Annotated in this window: 13 protein-coding genes; 2 read left to right on the plus strand and 11 right to left on the minus strand. The window is 65.9% G+C overall.

All coding sequences use genetic code 11. From position 1 onward, the window contains the following. Positions 1-103 precede the first annotated feature (103 nt). The 4 genes from guaB to moeB form a co-directional block, all read right to left on the minus strand. A complete protein-coding gene (gene guaB, locus AC5P88_RS07565) occupies positions 104-1561 on the minus strand; it encodes an IMP dehydrogenase (protein WP_005409308.1) in 1458 nt (485 codons plus the stop codon). A 328-nt stretch (positions 1562-1889) separates the two neighbouring features. Beyond that, positions 1890-2765, minus strand: a complete 876-nt coding sequence (gene folD / locus AC5P88_RS07570) for a bifunctional methylenetetrahydrofolate dehydrogenase/methenyltetrahydrofolate cyclohydrolase FolD (RefSeq protein ID WP_010484605.1) — start codon at positions 2763-2765, stop codon at positions 1890-1892. A 170-nt stretch (positions 2766-2935) separates the two neighbouring features. Then, on the minus strand, positions 2936-4768 hold the full coding sequence (locus tag AC5P88_RS07575) for a monovalent cation:proton antiporter-2 (CPA2) family protein (RefSeq protein WP_495224730.1): 1833 nt from the start codon (positions 4766-4768) through the stop codon (positions 2936-2938). A gap of 223 nt (positions 4769-4991) precedes the next feature. Further along, positions 4992-6128 carry a molybdopterin-synthase adenylyltransferase MoeB gene (moeB, locus tag AC5P88_RS07580; RefSeq protein WP_495224731.1) on the minus strand — a complete coding sequence of 379 codons (1137 nt, stop codon included), beginning with the start codon at positions 6126-6128 and terminating at the stop codon, positions 4992-4994. 454 nt (positions 6129-6582) lie between these two features. Here moeB and AC5P88_RS07585 point away from each other — a divergent pair, with 454 nt between their 5' ends. Next, on the plus strand, positions 6583-7800 hold the full coding sequence (locus tag AC5P88_RS07585; RefSeq protein WP_495224732.1) for an MFS transporter: 1218 nt from the start codon (positions 6583-6585) through the stop codon (positions 7798-7800). Positions 7801-7812: 12 nt separating this feature from the next. On the opposite strand, the gene AC5P88_RS07590 is transcribed toward AC5P88_RS07585, so the two are convergent. Then, positions 7813-8706, minus strand: coding sequence for a LysR family transcriptional regulator (locus AC5P88_RS07590; protein WP_106549638.1), 894 nt, complete (start codon positions 8704-8706; stop codon positions 7813-7815). A gap of 174 nt (positions 8707-8880) precedes the next feature. On the opposite strand from AC5P88_RS07590, the gene AC5P88_RS07595 reads away from it, so the two are divergent. Then, positions 8881-9939 (plus strand): alpha/beta hydrolase, encoded by a 1059-nt coding sequence (locus tag AC5P88_RS07595; protein WP_495224733.1) that lies wholly within the window; start codon positions 8881-8883, stop codon positions 9937-9939. Positions 9940-10017: 78 nt separating this feature from the next. Here the strand turns inward: AC5P88_RS07595 and der are convergent, their stop codons facing one another. The 6 genes from der to rlmN all read right to left on the minus strand — a co-directional run bounded on the left by der (position 10018) and on the right by rlmN (position 16213). Further along, on the minus strand, positions 10018-11415 hold the full coding sequence (der, locus tag AC5P88_RS07600) for a ribosome biogenesis GTPase Der (RefSeq protein ID WP_495224734.1): 1398 nt from the start codon (positions 11413-11415) through the stop codon (positions 10018-10020). Between the two features lie 17 nt (positions 11416-11432). Beyond that, entirely contained in the window at positions 11433-12641 is a 1209-nt protein-coding gene (gene bamB / locus AC5P88_RS07605) for an outer membrane protein assembly factor BamB (protein ID WP_005409300.1), read from the minus strand. After that, complete coding sequence (locus AC5P88_RS07610) at positions 12641-13279, minus strand: YfgM family protein (protein ID WP_043884373.1); 639 nt, start codon at positions 13277-13279, stop codon at positions 12641-12643. The genes bamB and AC5P88_RS07610 overlap by 1 nt, the downstream gene beginning before the upstream one ends. A 65-nt stretch (positions 13280-13344) precedes the next feature. Beyond that, complete coding sequence (locus AC5P88_RS07615) at positions 13345-14217, minus strand: RodZ domain-containing protein (RefSeq protein ID WP_495224735.1); 873 nt, start codon at positions 14215-14217, stop codon at positions 13345-13347. Between the two features lie 18 nt (positions 14218-14235). Then, positions 14236-15021, minus strand: a complete 786-nt coding sequence (locus tag AC5P88_RS07620; protein ID WP_049427441.1) for a tetratricopeptide repeat protein — start codon at positions 15019-15021, stop codon at positions 14236-14238. Next, positions 15008-16213, minus strand: a complete 1206-nt coding sequence (gene rlmN, locus AC5P88_RS07625) for a dual-specificity RNA methyltransferase RlmN (RefSeq protein ID WP_005409296.1) — start codon at positions 16211-16213, stop codon at positions 15008-15010. Before rlmN ends, AC5P88_RS07620 begins: the two co-directional genes overlap by 14 nt. Between the last annotated feature and the right edge of the window lie 5 nt (positions 16214-16218).

Genomic DNA, 16218 nt, shown 5'->3' on the forward strand with positions numbered 1-16218 from the left:
GAAACCGCCGCGCCCGGAGACCCGGAGCGCGGCGGCGGTTCGGACAACGAACAGCCTGCCATCAGCAGGCTGCCCGTAATCGCAAGAGCAGTTCGCAAGCGCATCAGGCGCGGTAGTTCGGCGGCTCTTTGGTGATCGTCACGTCGTGGACGTGGCTCTCACGCTGGCCGGCGCCGCTGATCTTCACGAACTTGGGCTTGCTGCGCATGTCTTCGATGGTGGCGCAGCCCACGTAGCCCATGGTGGCGCGCAGGCCGCCCATCAGCTGGTGGATGATGCCGCCCACCGGGCCGCGGTACGGCACGCGGCCTTCGATGCCTTCCGGCACCAGCTTGTCGGCGGTGGCGGCGTCCTGGAAGTAACGGTCCTTGGACCCCTTCTCCATCGCAGCCAGCGAGCCCATGCCGCGGTAGCTCTTGTACGAACGGCCCTGGTACAGCTCGGTCTCGCCCGGCGATTCCTCGGTACCGGCCAGCAGGCCACCGACCATGATGGTCGAGGCACCGGCGGCCAACGCCTTGCCGATGTCGCCCGAGTAGCGGATGCCACCGTCGGCGATCAGCGGGATGCGGTCCTGCAGCGCTTCGGCCACCAGGTCGATGGCGGTGACCTGCGGCACGCCGACGCCGGCGACGACGCGGGTGGTGCAGATCGAGCCCGGGCCGATGCCGACCTTCACCGCGTCCGCGCCGCTGTCCAGCAACGCCAGTGCGGCTTCGCCGGTGCAGATGTTGCCGCCGATGACCTGCACGTTCGGGAAGTTCTTCTTGACCCAGCTGACGCGGTCCAGCACGCCCTGCGAGTGGCCGTGCGCGGTATCGACCACGATCACGTCCACGCCGGCAGCGACCAGCGCTTCCACGCGGCGATCGGTATCGCCACCCACGCCGACAGCGGCGCCGACCAGCAGGCGGGTCGACAGATCCTTGGCGGCGTTCGGGAAGTCGGTGTTCTTCTGGATGTCCTTGACGGTGATCAGGCCACGCAGTTCGAACGAATCATTGACCACCAGCACCTTCTCGATGCGGTTGCGGTGCAGCAGCTGCAGCACTTCGTCGGACGCGGCGCCTTCCTTGACCGTGATCAGGCGATCCTTCTTGGTCATGATGTGGCGGACCGGATCGTCCAGCTCGGTCTCGAAGCGCATGTCGCGGTGGGTCACGATGCCGGCCAGCAGGCCGTCGCTGCCCACCACCGGCACGCCGGAGATGTTGTGCGCCTGGGTCAGGGCCAGCACGTCGCGGATGGTGGTTTCCGGGCCGACGGTGATCGGGTCGCGGATGACGCCGGCCTCGAACTTCTTGACCTTGGCCACTTCCGCGGCCTGCTGTTCCAGGCTGAGATTCTTGTGGATGATGCCCATGCCGCCGAGCTGGGCCATGGCGATGGCCAGGCGGGCTTCGGTGACGGTATCCATGGCTGCGGACAGGATCGGAAGCTTCAGCTTCAGGTCGCGAGTCAACCGCGTTTCGAGGTTGACGTCCTTGGGCAGGATGGTCGAGTGGGCGGGGACGAGCGAGACGTCGTCGTAAGTGAGTGCTTCAGCCTGGATGCGCAGCATCGGCATACCCGAGATGTGGGGAAGCGCGACATTTTACCCTGTTTTCGCGCCGCGTGGCAGGGGGTAGATGCGACGCAGTGTCGCGCGGGCGGTGATTGGTTCAGGGGGGGCTTGGGTGGGTGCCAACCTTGGTTGACACACATCCATCGGGTCCATGGGCCCATCTGGGGTCTAGGTGCCGGACGGATCGTGCCAACCAAGGTTGGCACCTACCAGGAGCGGGTCGGCGGGAATCGCGGGGCATCAATGCAACCCCGGTAGCGCCGGGCCATGCCCGGCGAGCGCAGCGGCGCCGCAAACATCCGCCGGGCATGGCCCGGCGCTACCCTCAGGAGGCTTCAGCGGCTTCCAGGGTGTTCTGCATCAGCGTGGCCACGGTCATCGGGCCGACGCCACCCGGCACCGGGGTGATCCAGCTGGCCCGCTGGGCAGCGGCCTCAAACCCGACATCGCCCACCAGGCGACCGTCATCCAAGCGGTTGATGCCCACGTCGATCACCACCGCGCCCGGCTTCACCCACTCGCCCGGAACGATGCCCGGGCGGCCCACCGCCACCACCAGGATGTCGGCGTTGCGCACGGCCTGTTCCAGCACGTCCTTGGGGGTGAACTTGTGGCAGCTGGTGACGGTGCAGCCGGCAATCAGCAGCTCCAGGCCCATCGGGCGGCCGACGTGGTTGCTCACGCCGACGATGGTGGCGTTGCGGCCGCGCACCGGCTGGTCGGTGTGGCCCAGCAGCGTGGTGATGCCGCGCGGGGTGCACGGGCGCAGGCCGAACTCGCGCAGGGCCAGGTGGCCGACGTTTTCCGGGTGGAAACCGTCCACGTCCTTGCGCGGGTCGATGCGCTGGATCAGCCGGCGCGCGTCGGGGATGCCCGGCAGCGGCAGCTGGATCAGGATGCCGTTGATCTTCGGGTCGGCATTCAGCTGGTCGATCAGGTCGAGCAGCTCGGCTTCGGTGGTACCGGCCGGCAGATCGTAGTCATGCGCCTCGATGCCGACCTTCTCGGCGGCGCGGCGCTTGTTGCGCACGTACACGGTCGAGGCCGGGTCGCCACCCACCAGCACCACGGCCAGGCCTGGGCGGCTGCCGCCGGCGGCCACGCGGGCGTCGACGCGCACCTTCAGGCTGTCGAGCAGGTCCTCGGCGATGCGGCGGCCATCGAGGATGCGGGCAGGATGCTGGGGAGCGGAATCGGTCATCGGGAGCGGGGGACGGCGGCGGCGGGGACGCTATTGTCCCCGATTCAGGCCCCCTCGCCCACCGCCAATCCGGGCGGCCGCTGCGCTCGCCGGGCATGGCCCGGCGCTACCCCACCCGTGCGCACCACGGTAGCGCCGGGCCACGCCCGGCGAGCGCGATGCGCGGCACCTCATTCTTCCTCTTCCGGCACATCCTGCGGGTTCAGCGTCTTGCTCTCCCGCTTCGGGGCGGTGAACGGCGTCGGCGTCGGCACGCCCTGCGGGGCGTTGCCATAGATCATCCGCGCGCCGGCATTCAGACCACCACCGGCGATTTCCAGCTCGAAACGCTCGGCGTCGCGGCGACGGATCTGCTCGGCGATCTCGATCGCGTCGTCCTCGTCGGCGCCCAGCTCGACCAGCGCGGCCTGACCGAACAGCACGGCCGATTCAAAGGTCTCGCGGATCTGGAAATCGACGCCGGCATGGATCAGCCGCAGTGAATGCTCGCGGTCGAACGAGCGCACCATCAGTTTGGCCTGCGGGAATTCGTGCGCGACCAGCTCGACGATGCGGTCGGCGGCGTCCGCCTTGTCCACGCACACCGCGATCGCGCGCGCGGTCGCCGCGCCGGAAGCATGCAGCACGTCCAGGCGGGTGCCATCGCCGTAGTAGATCTTGAAGCCGAACCGGGCCGCGCTCTGGATCATCTCCACATCGTTGTCGATGATGGTCACGTCCACGTCGCGCGCCAGCAGCGACTGGCTGGCCACCTGGCCGAAGCGGCCGAAGCCGATCAGCAGCACGCTGCCGGACAGGCCGTCGGCCTCGTCCACGCCCTCCAGGTTCACCGTCGGCTTCGGCGCCACGCGCTTGTAGACCAGCACCACCAGCGGGGTCAGCGCCATCGACAGCACCACCACGGCGGTGAAGTTGGCATTGATGTCCACATCGATCACACCAGCGGCCGCCGCCGCGGAGAACAGCACGAAGGCGAACTCACCGCCCTGCGCCATCAGCACGCCACGGTCCAGCGCCTGCGCGTGGTCGCTGCCCATCACACGCGCAACGACGTAGATGCACAGCGCCTTGGCCGCCATCAGCGCCAGCACCAGGCCGGCGATCAGCTGCCAGTGCGAAGCCACCACGCCCAGGTCCAGCGCCATGCCGACGCTGAGGAAGAACAGGCCGAGCAGGATGCCGCGGAACGGTTCGATATCGGCTTCGATCTGGTGGCGGAAGGTCGATTCGCTCAGCAGCACGCCGGCCAGGAACGCGCCCATCGCCATCGACAGGCCGGACAGCTGCATCAGCAGCGCCGCGCCCAGCACCACCAGCAACGCGGCGGCGGTCATCACCTCGCGTGCCTTCGATTCGGCCAGCAGGCGGAACAGCGGGTTGAGCAGGAAGCGGCCGACCAGCACCAGGCCGACGATGGCACCGACGCCAACCGCCACCGACAGCCAGCGCGAACCCTCGCCATCGGCACTGCCCGCGCTCGGGCCCATCCACGCCACCAGCGCCAGCAACGGCACGATCAGCAGGTCTTCAAACAGCAGGATGGAGACGATCTTCTGCCCCGACGGCAGCGCGATGTCACCGCGCTCGGCCAGCAGCTGCATCACCACCGCGGTGGAGGTCAGCACGAAGCCGGTGGCGCCGATGAAGGCCACCTGCCAGGGCAACCCAAACAGCTTGGCGATGCTGGTCAGCACCAGCGCACAGGTGACGATCTGCAGCGTGCCCAGCCCGAAGATTTCCTTGCGCAGGCTCCACAGGTGCGAGGGCCGCATTTCCAGGCCGATCACGAACAGGAACATGACCACGCCGAGTTCGGCGGTATGCAGGATGGCCTGCGGGTCGGAGAACCAGCCCAGCCCGAACGGCCCGATCGCCAGGCCAGCGGCGAAGTAGCCCAGTACCGAGCCCAGGCCGGCCCGGCGGAACAGGGGCACCATCACCACCGCCGCACCCAACAGGGCCACGACCTTGACCAGCTCGCTGGTCGCTGCTTCTACCGCCATGCGGTGTTTTCCCCAAGATCCAGAATCGGGTTCAACAATAGAGCAATGCCGATGACGGCAATAGCACGCATGTTGCGCCGGATTGTATTGGAGGTGGAACGATGGCGGGAGCGACCCCCAGCATCATTCCGAATCTATCGACGGTAGCGCCGGGCCGTGCCCGGCGGTTTTACATCCCACGCGTAATTGCCCGCCGGGCATGGCCCGGCGCTACCTACGGCAATCACCCACCCCGGCAAAACGCGGCGTAATCGATATACCCCGGGAACGGCACGCCCGGCGCACACACCGGGCACTGCGGGTCCGGGCGGATGCCGGTCTCGCGGAAGCGCATGCCCAGCGCATCGAAGCGCAGCAGCCGCCCCACCAGCGGCTCGCCGATGCCGAGCAGCAGCTTCAGCACCTCGGTGGCCTGCAGCACCCCCGCCAACCCAGGCAGCACCCCCAGCACCCCCGCCTCGGAACAGTTCGGCGCAAACTCTGGCGGCGGCGGCTCCGGGAACAGGCAGCGGTAGCACGGCGCCACGCCACGCTGGCGGCCAGCGTCAAACACGCTTACCTGGCCATCAAAGCGCTCGATGGCGGCATAGACCAGCGGCTTGGCGTGCTTGATGCAGGCGTCGTTGAGCAGGTAGCGCAGCGGGAAGTTGTCCGAGCCGTCCAGCACCACGTCCACGCCCTCAAGCAGCGCATCCACGTTCTCGGAGGTGACCCGCTCCGGCACCGCCTCGACCTCGATGGAGGGATTCAGTGCCAGCAACCGTTCGCGTGCGGAATCGACCTTGAGCTGGCCGACGCTGGCCTCGGTGTGCACGATCTGCCGGTGCAAGTTGCTGCGCTCCACGCGGTCGTGGTCGGCGAAGCGCAGGTGCCCTACCCCCGCAGCGGCCAGGTAGAAGCCGGCCGGGGCACCCAGCCCACCCGCTCCCAGCACCAACACGCGCGACTGCTGCAGCGTGCGCTGGCCAGCTTCGCCTACCTGTGGCAACAGAAGATGCCGCGAATAGCGATCAAAGAAATCGCGGTCGGCGGCGCTGGCCAGCGGCTGCACCAGCGGCAGCGACTGCTCGCGCCAGGCCACGGTGCCGCCCGTCACGGAAGCGACGTTTGTGTAGCCCGCCTCCAGCAGGGACTGCGCGGCATCGGCCGAGCGCTTGCCGCTCTGGCAGATCAGCAGGATTTCCTGGTCGCGCCGCGGCAGATGCGCGGCCGGGTCGGCCTGCAGCTCGCCCTTGGCCACGCCGCGCGCGCCCTCGGCCATGCCACCGGCCCGTTCGTGCGCCTCGCGCACATCGATCAGCACGGCGCCGTGGGCCAGGCGCTCGCGTGCCTGCGTGGGGGAAAGCTCTTGGATGCTCATGGCGGCATTATCGCGCAGGCCCTGCCCACGGAGCTTCCCCGGGGGTCAGATCCCTATTCCGAAGGAAAAGGGACCTGACCCCATTCCCCGTCAAACGCCATGAGGGCGCACTTGCCTGCAATACTCGCTCATCGCGGAAACTCGCTGGGACGCAATGCCCCCGAGCCTTGCATGCGACATGCATCCGGGCTTCTCCCCAGGCCCTACTGCCGCGGCGGGGATTACTGAGGTGATCTCAGTAGTGCTTAGAGATTACACCTGCTTATCAGCGGGCTGAACCCACGACACCATAGCGCTCGCCAGAGTGACGGCTCGTTTCCGGGCCGGTGATCGAGCCAACGGCTTAGCTCAAGCCGACGCATCTTGCCGTCGCCCCTGCTTCTAGCCCCGCGCTTACCTCAGCCCTGGCTGAGGGTGGGGCATCAGACATGCGAACCATCAGGAGTCGATCCACATGAACCCCGCAACATCGCCAAGTACAACGGAAGGTGCGGCAGACGCGAGCGCCACCACCACCGCCAATTGGGCAGGCGTGCTCTCAATGACGCTATGCGTCTTCGGACTGATCGCATCGGAATTCATGCCGGTGAGCCTGCTTACCCCCATCGCGACCTCTCTAGGCGTCTCAGAGGGCTGGGCAGGCTACGGCATCGCCATCTCCGGCACCTTTGCCGTCATCACCAGTCTGTCGATCAGTCGCTTGGCCGGCAATCTGAACCGCAAGACGCTGCTGCTTCTGCTCACCATGGCAATGGGTGTGTCTGGCGTGATCGTCAGCTTGGCACCCAGCTATCCGGTCTACATGATGGGCCGTGCGCTCATCGGCGTGGTGATCGGCGGTTTCTGGTCGATGTCAGCAGCCATCGCCATGCGCCTGGTGCCGGCCAAGAGTGTTCCCAAGGCCTTGGCCATCTTCAACGGCGGCAACGCACTGGCAACAGTCGTTGCAGCCCCGCTCGGCAGCTACCTTGGCGGTGTCATCGGTTGGCGAGGGGCCTTCATGTGCGTGGTGCCCATCGCATTGATCGCGCTGATCTGGCAGTGGATCAGTCTCCCTTCGCTCAAAGCCGAGAAGGGTAATGGCGCCCCGGCTGGTGCATTCGGCGTGCCGTACCAGCGCATTGTCCGCCGCGGCATGGCGGCCGTCGGTCTCTTCTTCATTGGCCAGTTCATACTGTTTACTTACCTGCGCCCGTTCCTTGAAACGGTCACGGGTGTCAGCGTCACGGAGCTGTCGATGATGCTGCTTGCCCTCGGGTTGGCGGGCTTCGTTGGAACGGTGATCATTGGCTCAGTGATCAAGAGGGGCGTTTACAAGCCTCTAATCGTGGTTCCGCTGGTAATGGCCGCTGTCGCGGTGGCCTTGGTCGTCCTGGGTCACATGACCGGCTTGGTGTTCGCCCTGCTCGCACTTTGGGGCCTGGTGGCGACCGCTGTCCCTGTGGCTTGGTGGTCGTGGTTGGCGCAGTCTCTCCCGAACGACGCCGAGGCCGGCGGCGGCTTGATGGTTGCGGTTATTCAGCTCTCCATCGCATTGGGTTCAACCGTTGGCGGCGTGCTGTTTGATTCCAGCGGTTATCGGATCACGTTCATCGCCAGTGCGTTCGTGCTGATCCTTGGATCGCTGGTGGCGGCCGCGACCGCTCGGACCAATGGCAATGCTGCGCGCTGAAGTTGGTGCCGGCTAGGTGGTGTACTTGAACCAGTCCAGAAGAGCAGCAAATGCTGAAGAATGCTGACGCCTGTTTGCGTAGTAAAGGTGGTAGCCAGAGAACGGGACGCACCACTTATCAAGCACTTGGATGAGGCGTCCGGACGCAATGGCATCGCGCACCAAGGGCTCTGGGACATAGGCAAGTCCTAATCCATCCAGCGCCGCGTTCATGACGTGCGTCATGCTGTTGAACACGAGCTGCCCATCGCCTTGTACGGTGAATTCCTTGCCTTTTTCCTCAAATTCCCACGAGTAGATCGAGCCGGTCGGCCGATGACGGATGTGAATGCATTTGTGCTTGGTGATATCTGCCGGCTTCCTGGGCGGAGCGTGCTTGGCGAAATATTCCGGCGATGCCACGACTATCAAGCGCCAGTCCGGGCCAACCCGGACAGCAATCATGTCCTTGCTAAGGGCCTCTCCCAGCCGGATCCCGGCATCAAAGCGTTCCTCAACGACGTTGGAGAACCCATAGTCGACAAAGAACTCGACGGTGATCTCTGGATAGGCTTCGAGAAACCCCGCAAGTCTGGGACGCATCACCATCTCGATAGAATCGTCGGTGCAGGAAATGCGAAGCGTCCCTGCAGGGCGGTCGCGAAGCTCTCCCAGCGCTTCCACGCTCTCGCCAATAGCGTCAAAGTGCGGAGCGATCGAACTTAGCAGCCTCTCACCGGCTTCGGTGGTTGCGACATTGCGCGTGGTCCTGGCCAGAAGGCGAATTCCCAGCCTCTCCTCCAGCAAGCGCATGGAATGGCTCAGCGCTGATGGGGTCACCCCGAGCCTGGCGGCAGCTTTGGTGAAGCTCTGCTCTTGTGCAACCACCACGAAGGCCTGCAGGTCATTGGTCTTGATAGCTGTCATGTGCCGGATCAGCCCGTCGGAGCGCGGGGGTCAGCGTACCACCATTTGTGAGCAAGACTCAGCAATGCTTGTAGTTGCAGCCCAATTATCGGCGGGGCGACCCCGGTCTATCGTGGCATCCAAGGTGATCGCCCGGTGCATCCCGCACCCCTCACCGTCTACCAAAGGACTCCCATGAAGCGCACCACTCTGTTGCTGGCGCTGGTCGCCTGCTCCGTCGCCCCCTTCGCTGCCTCCGCCGCCCCGGCCCCAACGGGTGGAATCCCGGCGGGGGCGGACAACTTCTACAAGAGCAACACGGTGTCTGGTGAACGGGTCAACTTCGTTAACCAGTACAAGATGAACGTGGTCGGCACCCTCTATCGTCCCAGGAGTCTGCGCAGCGGCACCCACGCGCCGGCAGTCATCGTTGGTCATCCGATGGGTGCGGTGAAGGAGCAGAGCTCGCAGCTGTACGCCCAGAAGCTTGCAGAACAGGGCTTTGTCACTCTGGCCATCGATCTGCCCTTCTGGGGTGAAAGCGACGGTGAGCCTCGTAACCTGGTTGCACCGGAACTCTATGTCGAAGCCTTCAGTGCCGCGGTGGACTTCCTCGGCACCCGCGACTTTGTCGATCGCAATCACATCGGCGCTCTGGGCATTTGTGGCAGCGGCGGCTTCTCGATCGCGGCGGCCAAGCTGGACCCGCGCCTGAAGGCGGTGGCGACGGTCAGCATGTACGACATGGGCGCGGTGACCCGCAACGGTCTGAAGCACTCGGTGAGCCTGGAGCAGCGCAAGGCACTGCTTGAGAAGGCCGCAGAGCAGCGCTATGAGGAGTTCACCACCGGCAAGGGCATCTTCCTGAACTATCTGCCCGCCAAGCCGGATGATAGGACTGATCCGGTGACCAGGGAGTTCTGGGACTTTTACCGTACGCCGCGCGGCATTGCCATTCCCAAGGGCTACACGCTGGAACAGACGCAGAACCGCATGCTCAGCAGCGAGGTTCGATTCATGAACTTCTATCCGTTCAACGATATCGAGACCATCTCGCCCAGGCCGATGCTGTTCATTGCAGGCAGCGAAGCCCATTCGCTTGAGTTCAGTGAGGAGGCCTATCGACTGGCCGGCCAGCCCAAAGAGCTCTACATCGTGCCGGGAGCGGGACATGTCGACCTGTATGATCGAGTGGATCTGATCCCCTTCGACAAGCTCATCGCATTCTTCAAGAAGAGCCTGGACGCCAAGTGACATCCGAAGGCGCCGCCTGGTGCACCGCCTGAGTGGCGCCGTCAAACGAAAAAGGCGGCCCTGCGGCCGCCTTTCCGGTTACTTGCCCTTGACGTGCTTCATCAAGCGCCGCTTGGCCTTGATCTGCCGCTCGGTAAGGACGTTCTTCTTGCCCTCGTACGGGTTGGCACCCTCGCGGAAGATGAAGCTCACCGGCGTGCCGATCAGCTTGAAGCGCTTGCGGAAGAAGTTCTCCAGGTAGCGCTTGTACGACTCCTGCAGCTCCTTCAGGCGGGTGCCGTGCACGATGAAGGTCGGCGGGTTGGCGCCGGCCGGGTGCACGTAACGCAGCTTGGAGACATGGCCGCGAATGGTCGGCGGCGGGTTGGTCTCGTACGCCACTTCCAGCGCCTTGTTCACTTCGCTGGTGGTGAAGGTCTTGTTCGCCGATTCGTGCGCGCGGTGCACCGCACGGAACAGCTCACGCAGGCCCGAGCCATGCTTGGCCGAGATGCGCACGGACTCGGCCCACGGCACGAAGCCCAGCTTCAGCGACAGCATGGTCTCGGCCTGTTCGCGCTGGTACTCGGTCAGGCCATCCCACTTGTTGATGGCGATCACCAGTGCACGGCCGGCGTCGAGCACGGCACCAAGCACGGTGGCGTCCTGGTCGGTCACGCCTTCGGTGGCATCCAGCATCAGCACGGCCACCTGGCACTGCTCGATCGACTGCATGGTCTTGACCACCGAGAACTTCTCGACGACCTCGTCCACGCGCGAACGACGGCGCAGGCCGGCGGTGTCGATCAGGCGGTACTCGCGGCCGTCACGCTCCAGGTCCACCGCGATCGAGTCGCGGGTGGTGCCCGGCACGTCAGAGGCGATCATGCGCTCCTCGCCGAGGATGCGGTTGACCAGGGTCGACTTGCCCACGTTCGGGCGGCCGACGAAGGCGATGCGGATGCGATTCGGGTCGTTGTCCAGCTCTTCGCCGCTGCCTTCTTCCGGCAGGCGCTGGATCACTTCGTCCAGCAGGTCGTCCAGGCCCTGGCGATGTGCGGCCGAGACGGTCAGCATTTCGCCGAAGCCGTAGCGGGCGAACTCCGAACGCACGCTGTCCTCGTCGGTGCCGTCGATCTTGTTGATCAGCAGCAGCGTCGGGCGCGACAGCTTGCGCAGCCAGGCCAGGATCTCGTCGTCCAGCGCCGAGGCGCCCTCGCGGGCATCCACGACGAACAGGATCAGATCGGCTTCGGCCGCGGCAGCCCGGGCCTGGCGCGTGGTAGCGCCCGCCAGACCTTCGTCCTCACCGGCGATACCGCCGGTATCCACGACGAGGAAATGATTGTCCTCGTCGAGGCGGCAGACGCCGTAATTGCGGTCACGGGTGACGCCGGGCTGGTCATGGACCAGCGCGTCGCGGGTGCGCGTAAGCGCATTGAAAATAGTCGACTTGCCGACATTCGGCCGTCCAACCAGGGCGACCAAAGGCAGCATCGCGATTACTCCAATTTTTAATTTGCCAACCGGAAGGCGGTCAGCTTGCCATCCACGTTCTGCACCAGCAGCACCCCGTCGACGACGACCGGCTGGGCCAGCAGGGCGTCACCGCCGCTCTTCGCCCGTGCCGCCATCGCACCATCGGAGGTCTTCAACCAGTGCACGTATCCCTTGTAGTCGCCGACGACCACGTAATCACCGTGCAGCGCCGGGCCGGTCAGCGAACGACGCGCCAGCTCGGTCTGCGACCACATGGCAGCGCCGGTTGCCTTGTCCAGGCCGAACACGCCACCCTTGTTGTCGGTGACGAACACGTTGCCCGACGACACCGCCACGCCACCTGCACCGCCATGGTCACGTGCCCACAGCGGGCGACCGGTCGGGCCTTCGATGGCCATGGTCTGGTTCTTGAAGCTGCTCACGAAGAGGGTGTTGCCCTCCAGCACCGGAGCGCCATCGACGTCGGCCATGCGGTCCAGCTCGGTACGGCCTTCGCCGTTGCCGAGGTTCTGTTCCCACAGGGTACGCCCATCCTGCATGGCCAGCGCGGCAACCGCGCCTTCGTCCTTGCCGATGAACAGCACGCCCGGACCGGTGACCACCGGCGCGTTGCCGCGCACGGTCAGCGCCGGCAGTTCGCTCGGGTTGAACCACTTCTGCGTGCCGTTGCCGGCATCGAAGGCGGTGACGCGGCCGTCGTTGCTGCGCACGAACACCAGACCCTGGGCCACGGCCGGCGCGGCAATGACTTCACCCGGAACACGGGCGCGCCACTTCTCGCTGCCGTCGTTGATGTCCAGCGCGATGACCTGGCCATCGAGCGTGCCGATCACGACCAGGTTCTCACCGACACCCGGGCCGCCGGACAGGCGCAGCTTCGGCTTCTTCTTTTCCTTCTGCGGCTCCCAGGTCCAGACCTTCTTGCCGGTCTGCAGGTCGATGGCATGCACGCCACCGGTGATCGCTGCGGCGAACACATGGCCATTGGCCACGGCCGGGCCCTGGCGCACGCCGATGCGGCGCTCGCCCTTGCCGAGGTTGACCGACCAGGCCTTGTTGACCTTCACGCTCGGCTCGAACTTGACCAGCTCAGCCGGCTCCTGGGCCTTCTTCGCTGCCGCGTCCTTGCCGGCGAACCAGCCCTTCATGGTGCTGCAGCCGGTCAGGGCCATGCCCATCAGGAGCACGGTGGCGACGCGGGTGATCATGACCTTCTGACTCATCAAACCGACTCCGCAGGGGCGGCGACCGTGCCGCCGGCATCCATAACCTTGGTTTCCAGCAGGCGCCGCTGCGGCGCTGCCACGTCCAGCGACTTCAGCGCCTTCTCGTACTGTGCACGGGCGTCATCGCGCTTGCCCTGCGCCAGCAGCGCATCGCCATGGATTTCCAGGCTGCTGCTGTCGGTGGCGCTGCCCAGCAGCTTGATCGCCTCGTCGCTCTTGCCGGTGGCCACCAGCAGGCGGGCCACACGCTGGTCGACCACGCGCTGCAGGTCACCTTCGACCTTCACGGCGCGCAGGGTGGCCAGCGCTTCTTCATTCTTGCCGGCGTCGACCTGGGCCTTGGCCAGCTGCAGCGCCGCGAGGTCGCCGTAGATGCTGGACGGGCCGGCTTCGAGCGCCTTCACTGCCTTGGCAGCGTCGTCGAGCTTGTTCTGCTGAAGGCCGACCAGCGCCTTCTGGTACTCCACGTTGGCCGAGGCCAGCTTGCCGCCCTGATCCTTCTGGTACCACTGCCAGCCGGCAATGGCACCGATCGCGATGGCTACGCCACCGAGGATGCTGGCGCCATTCTTCCGCAGCCAGCTGCGGACGCGTTCACTTTGTTCGTGCTCGTCGAGCAGATCGTCGATCGCCATGCGTACTCTCGCCCCGCCCATCGGGAGGGACCATTGGGTTTAATCGAAGGTGGTGAAACCGCGCCTCAGTGCGAAACCGGGACTACGGAGCCTTCAGAGGATACCTGAAAGCGTGCCACGTTGGCTCGCTGGTAGGGGGTCAGATCGACGATAGCGCCGTTCTGCTGAACCTGGACCGCCGAGGCGTTGCCCAGGGTCACCCGGGTCACCTGGCCCGGCGTGAAGCTGCGGCTCTCGCCGGACTTGATCAGCGCCTTCTCGACGGTGGCGCCGTCCGGACCACCGATATCGACCCAGCTGTCGCCGCTGAACTGCATCTCCAGCGTATTGGCAGCCGCGGGCGCAGCGGGTGCCGAACGCGGCACCGGGGACAGCGAAGCGACATACGGCGTTGCGGCCGGCTTGCTGGCCGGGGCGCTTGCGACTTCAACCGGGGCCGAGGGCTCGACACCCGCAGCGGACGGGGCCACCGGCACAGCGGCCGGGATCGCGTCCAGCGAGGCGGTGTTCGGCGACGGCGTGGCGCTGCCATCGAAATGGCCGCGGGTGGCGAACCACACCGGCACGGCCAGCACGGCGGTGATGCCGACGTACAGCACGCGCCGGCCGAGGTTCTCGGCAATGCGGCGCGCACGCGGGGTATGGGTATGGCTGACCAGGGTGGGCGGCACCACCGGACCTACCTGGGCCTGCTCGAGCAGCTGGCTCACGTCGACATCAAGCAGGCGCGCGTAGCTGCGCAGCTGGCCGCGCACGAAGACGGGCGCGCCCAGCTTCTGCCACTGCTCTTCTTCCAGCGACTTGACCACCTGGACCGGCATGCGCAGGCGCGAGCCGACATCCTCAAGGGTCAGTCCGGCCGCTTCACGGGCCTGGCGCAGGCGGGTGCCGCAGCCGGCCGCAGTCTCGAGAGCGCTCACAGTCTGGTCATCAATCACAATGCATCAACCCTGGAGTTAGGAGCCCGCTTCCTGCGGAAATTCCTGTCGAATCCGCTGGAGATAGCGGTCAGATGCCGCTCTATCCCCCAGCCGCGCTTCGATTTGAGACGCAAGTTGTAACACGGAACGCGTTGCGGGTGCAGCCGCAATCCTACGTTCGGCGAAGGCCCGGGCCTCCATGTAGCGGCCCTGGCGGAAGCTGAGCTGGGCCATGGCCTCCAATGCGACCGGGTTGCCGGGCAGTGTCGCCAGCGCCGCGCGCAGGTCGCGCTCGGCACGCTCGAACTGGCCTGCATCCAGCGCACAGCTGCCGGCATTGGCCTGTGCTTCGGCTACGGCGGGATTGCCCGGCGCCCGCTGGGCACGATCGAACCAGATCAGCGATTCAGCGGCCTGGCCCTGCTGGCAGAGCCAGGCACCATAGTTGTTGAGCACGTCGCCGCGTTGCGGCGCCAGCTCGGCGGCCTTGCGGAAGTTCTCGCCGGCCTGCTGGCTGCGACCACGACGCTCGTCGATGCCCGCCAGCAGGACCAGGCCGTCAGGGGCCGTGGGCACCAGCTTCTGGGCTTCGCGCGCCTTGCGCTCGGCAGCATCGAGATTACCGCCCTGGATGTCGCGGCCGGCCAGGGTCAGCAACTCCTGCCAGCGCACCTGCTGCCGCACCCCATCCGGATCACGGACGGAGTAGACCGGCGCCTCGCTCGGGCCGAGCTTGGCTTTGGGATGGGATTTGCAGCCGCCGACCGCGAGGGCCAGCGTGCCTGCGAGCAGAACCAGCCAGAGGCGGTCAGGCCGCGGCATCGCTCCCCTTCCCCGCCTGCAGCGTCTTGTTGAACTCCGCCTGGCGGCGGGTGCGGTCCATCACCTGGCCCTTGAGCTGGCCACAGGCGGCGTCGATGTCGTCGCCACGGGTACGGCGGACCATGGTCAGCACGTTGCTGTCGAGCAGGATCTTCTGGAAGGCGCGGATGTGCGCTTCTTCCGAACGCTCGTAGCGGGTGCCCGGGAACGGGTTGAACGGGATCAGGTTGACCTTGCCCGAATCCTTGGCCTGCACCGCGTTGTCGAACTGGCGCATCAGGCGGGCCAGCTCGCGGGCATGCTCGGGCTTGTCGTTGATGCCCTTCATCAGGGTGTATTCGAAGGTGACCGATTCGCGGCGCTTGTTGGCGCGCAGGTAGCGTGCGCACGAGGCCATCAGCTCGGCGATCGGGTACTTCTTGTTGAGCGGCACCAGCGTCTCGCGCAGCGCGTCGTTCGGCGCATGCAGCGACACCGCCAGCGATACGTCGCTTTCGGCAGACAGGCGGTCGATCTGCGGCACCAGGCCGGAGGTCGACAGGGTCACGCGCTTGTTGGCCAGGCCGTAGCCCAGGTCGTCGCGCATCACGCTCATGGCGCGCACGACGTTGTCGAAATTCATCAGTGGCTCGCCCATGCCCATCATCACCACGTTGGTGAGGCGGCGCATCTGGTGCGGCACGTTGCCCAGGTGGCGTGCGGCAACCCACACTTGGCCGATGATCTCGGCGGTGGTCAGGTTGCGGTTGAAGCCCTGGGTGGCGGTGGAGCAGAACGTGCAGTTCAGGCCGCAACCGACCTGCGAGGACACGCACAGCGTGCCGCGGGTCTTGTCCGGGATGTACACGGTCTCGATGGCGTTCTTGCCATCCACGCCCATCGCCAGCAGCCACTTGTGGGTGCCGTCGGCGGAGGGCTTGTCGAACACGATGTTCGGAACCAGTACCTCGGCATGGGCCTGCAGCTTGGCGCGCAGGACCTTGCCGAGGTCGGTCATTTCATCGAAGTCGGTGACGTAGCGATGGTGGATCCACTTCATCACCTGATGGGCACGGAACTTCTTTTCGCCAAGAACCTCGACGAAAAACTTCTCCAGGCCCGCGCGATCGAGGTCGAGCAGGTTCTGCTTGCCAGCCGTGGGTGCCGACTTCGGCAGCGGCTGGATGGCGGGGGACTGTACGACCTCGTTCACGGCAT

The sequence above is a fragment of the Stenotrophomonas sp. YJH_SMC_8 genome, from assembly GCF_059371315.1.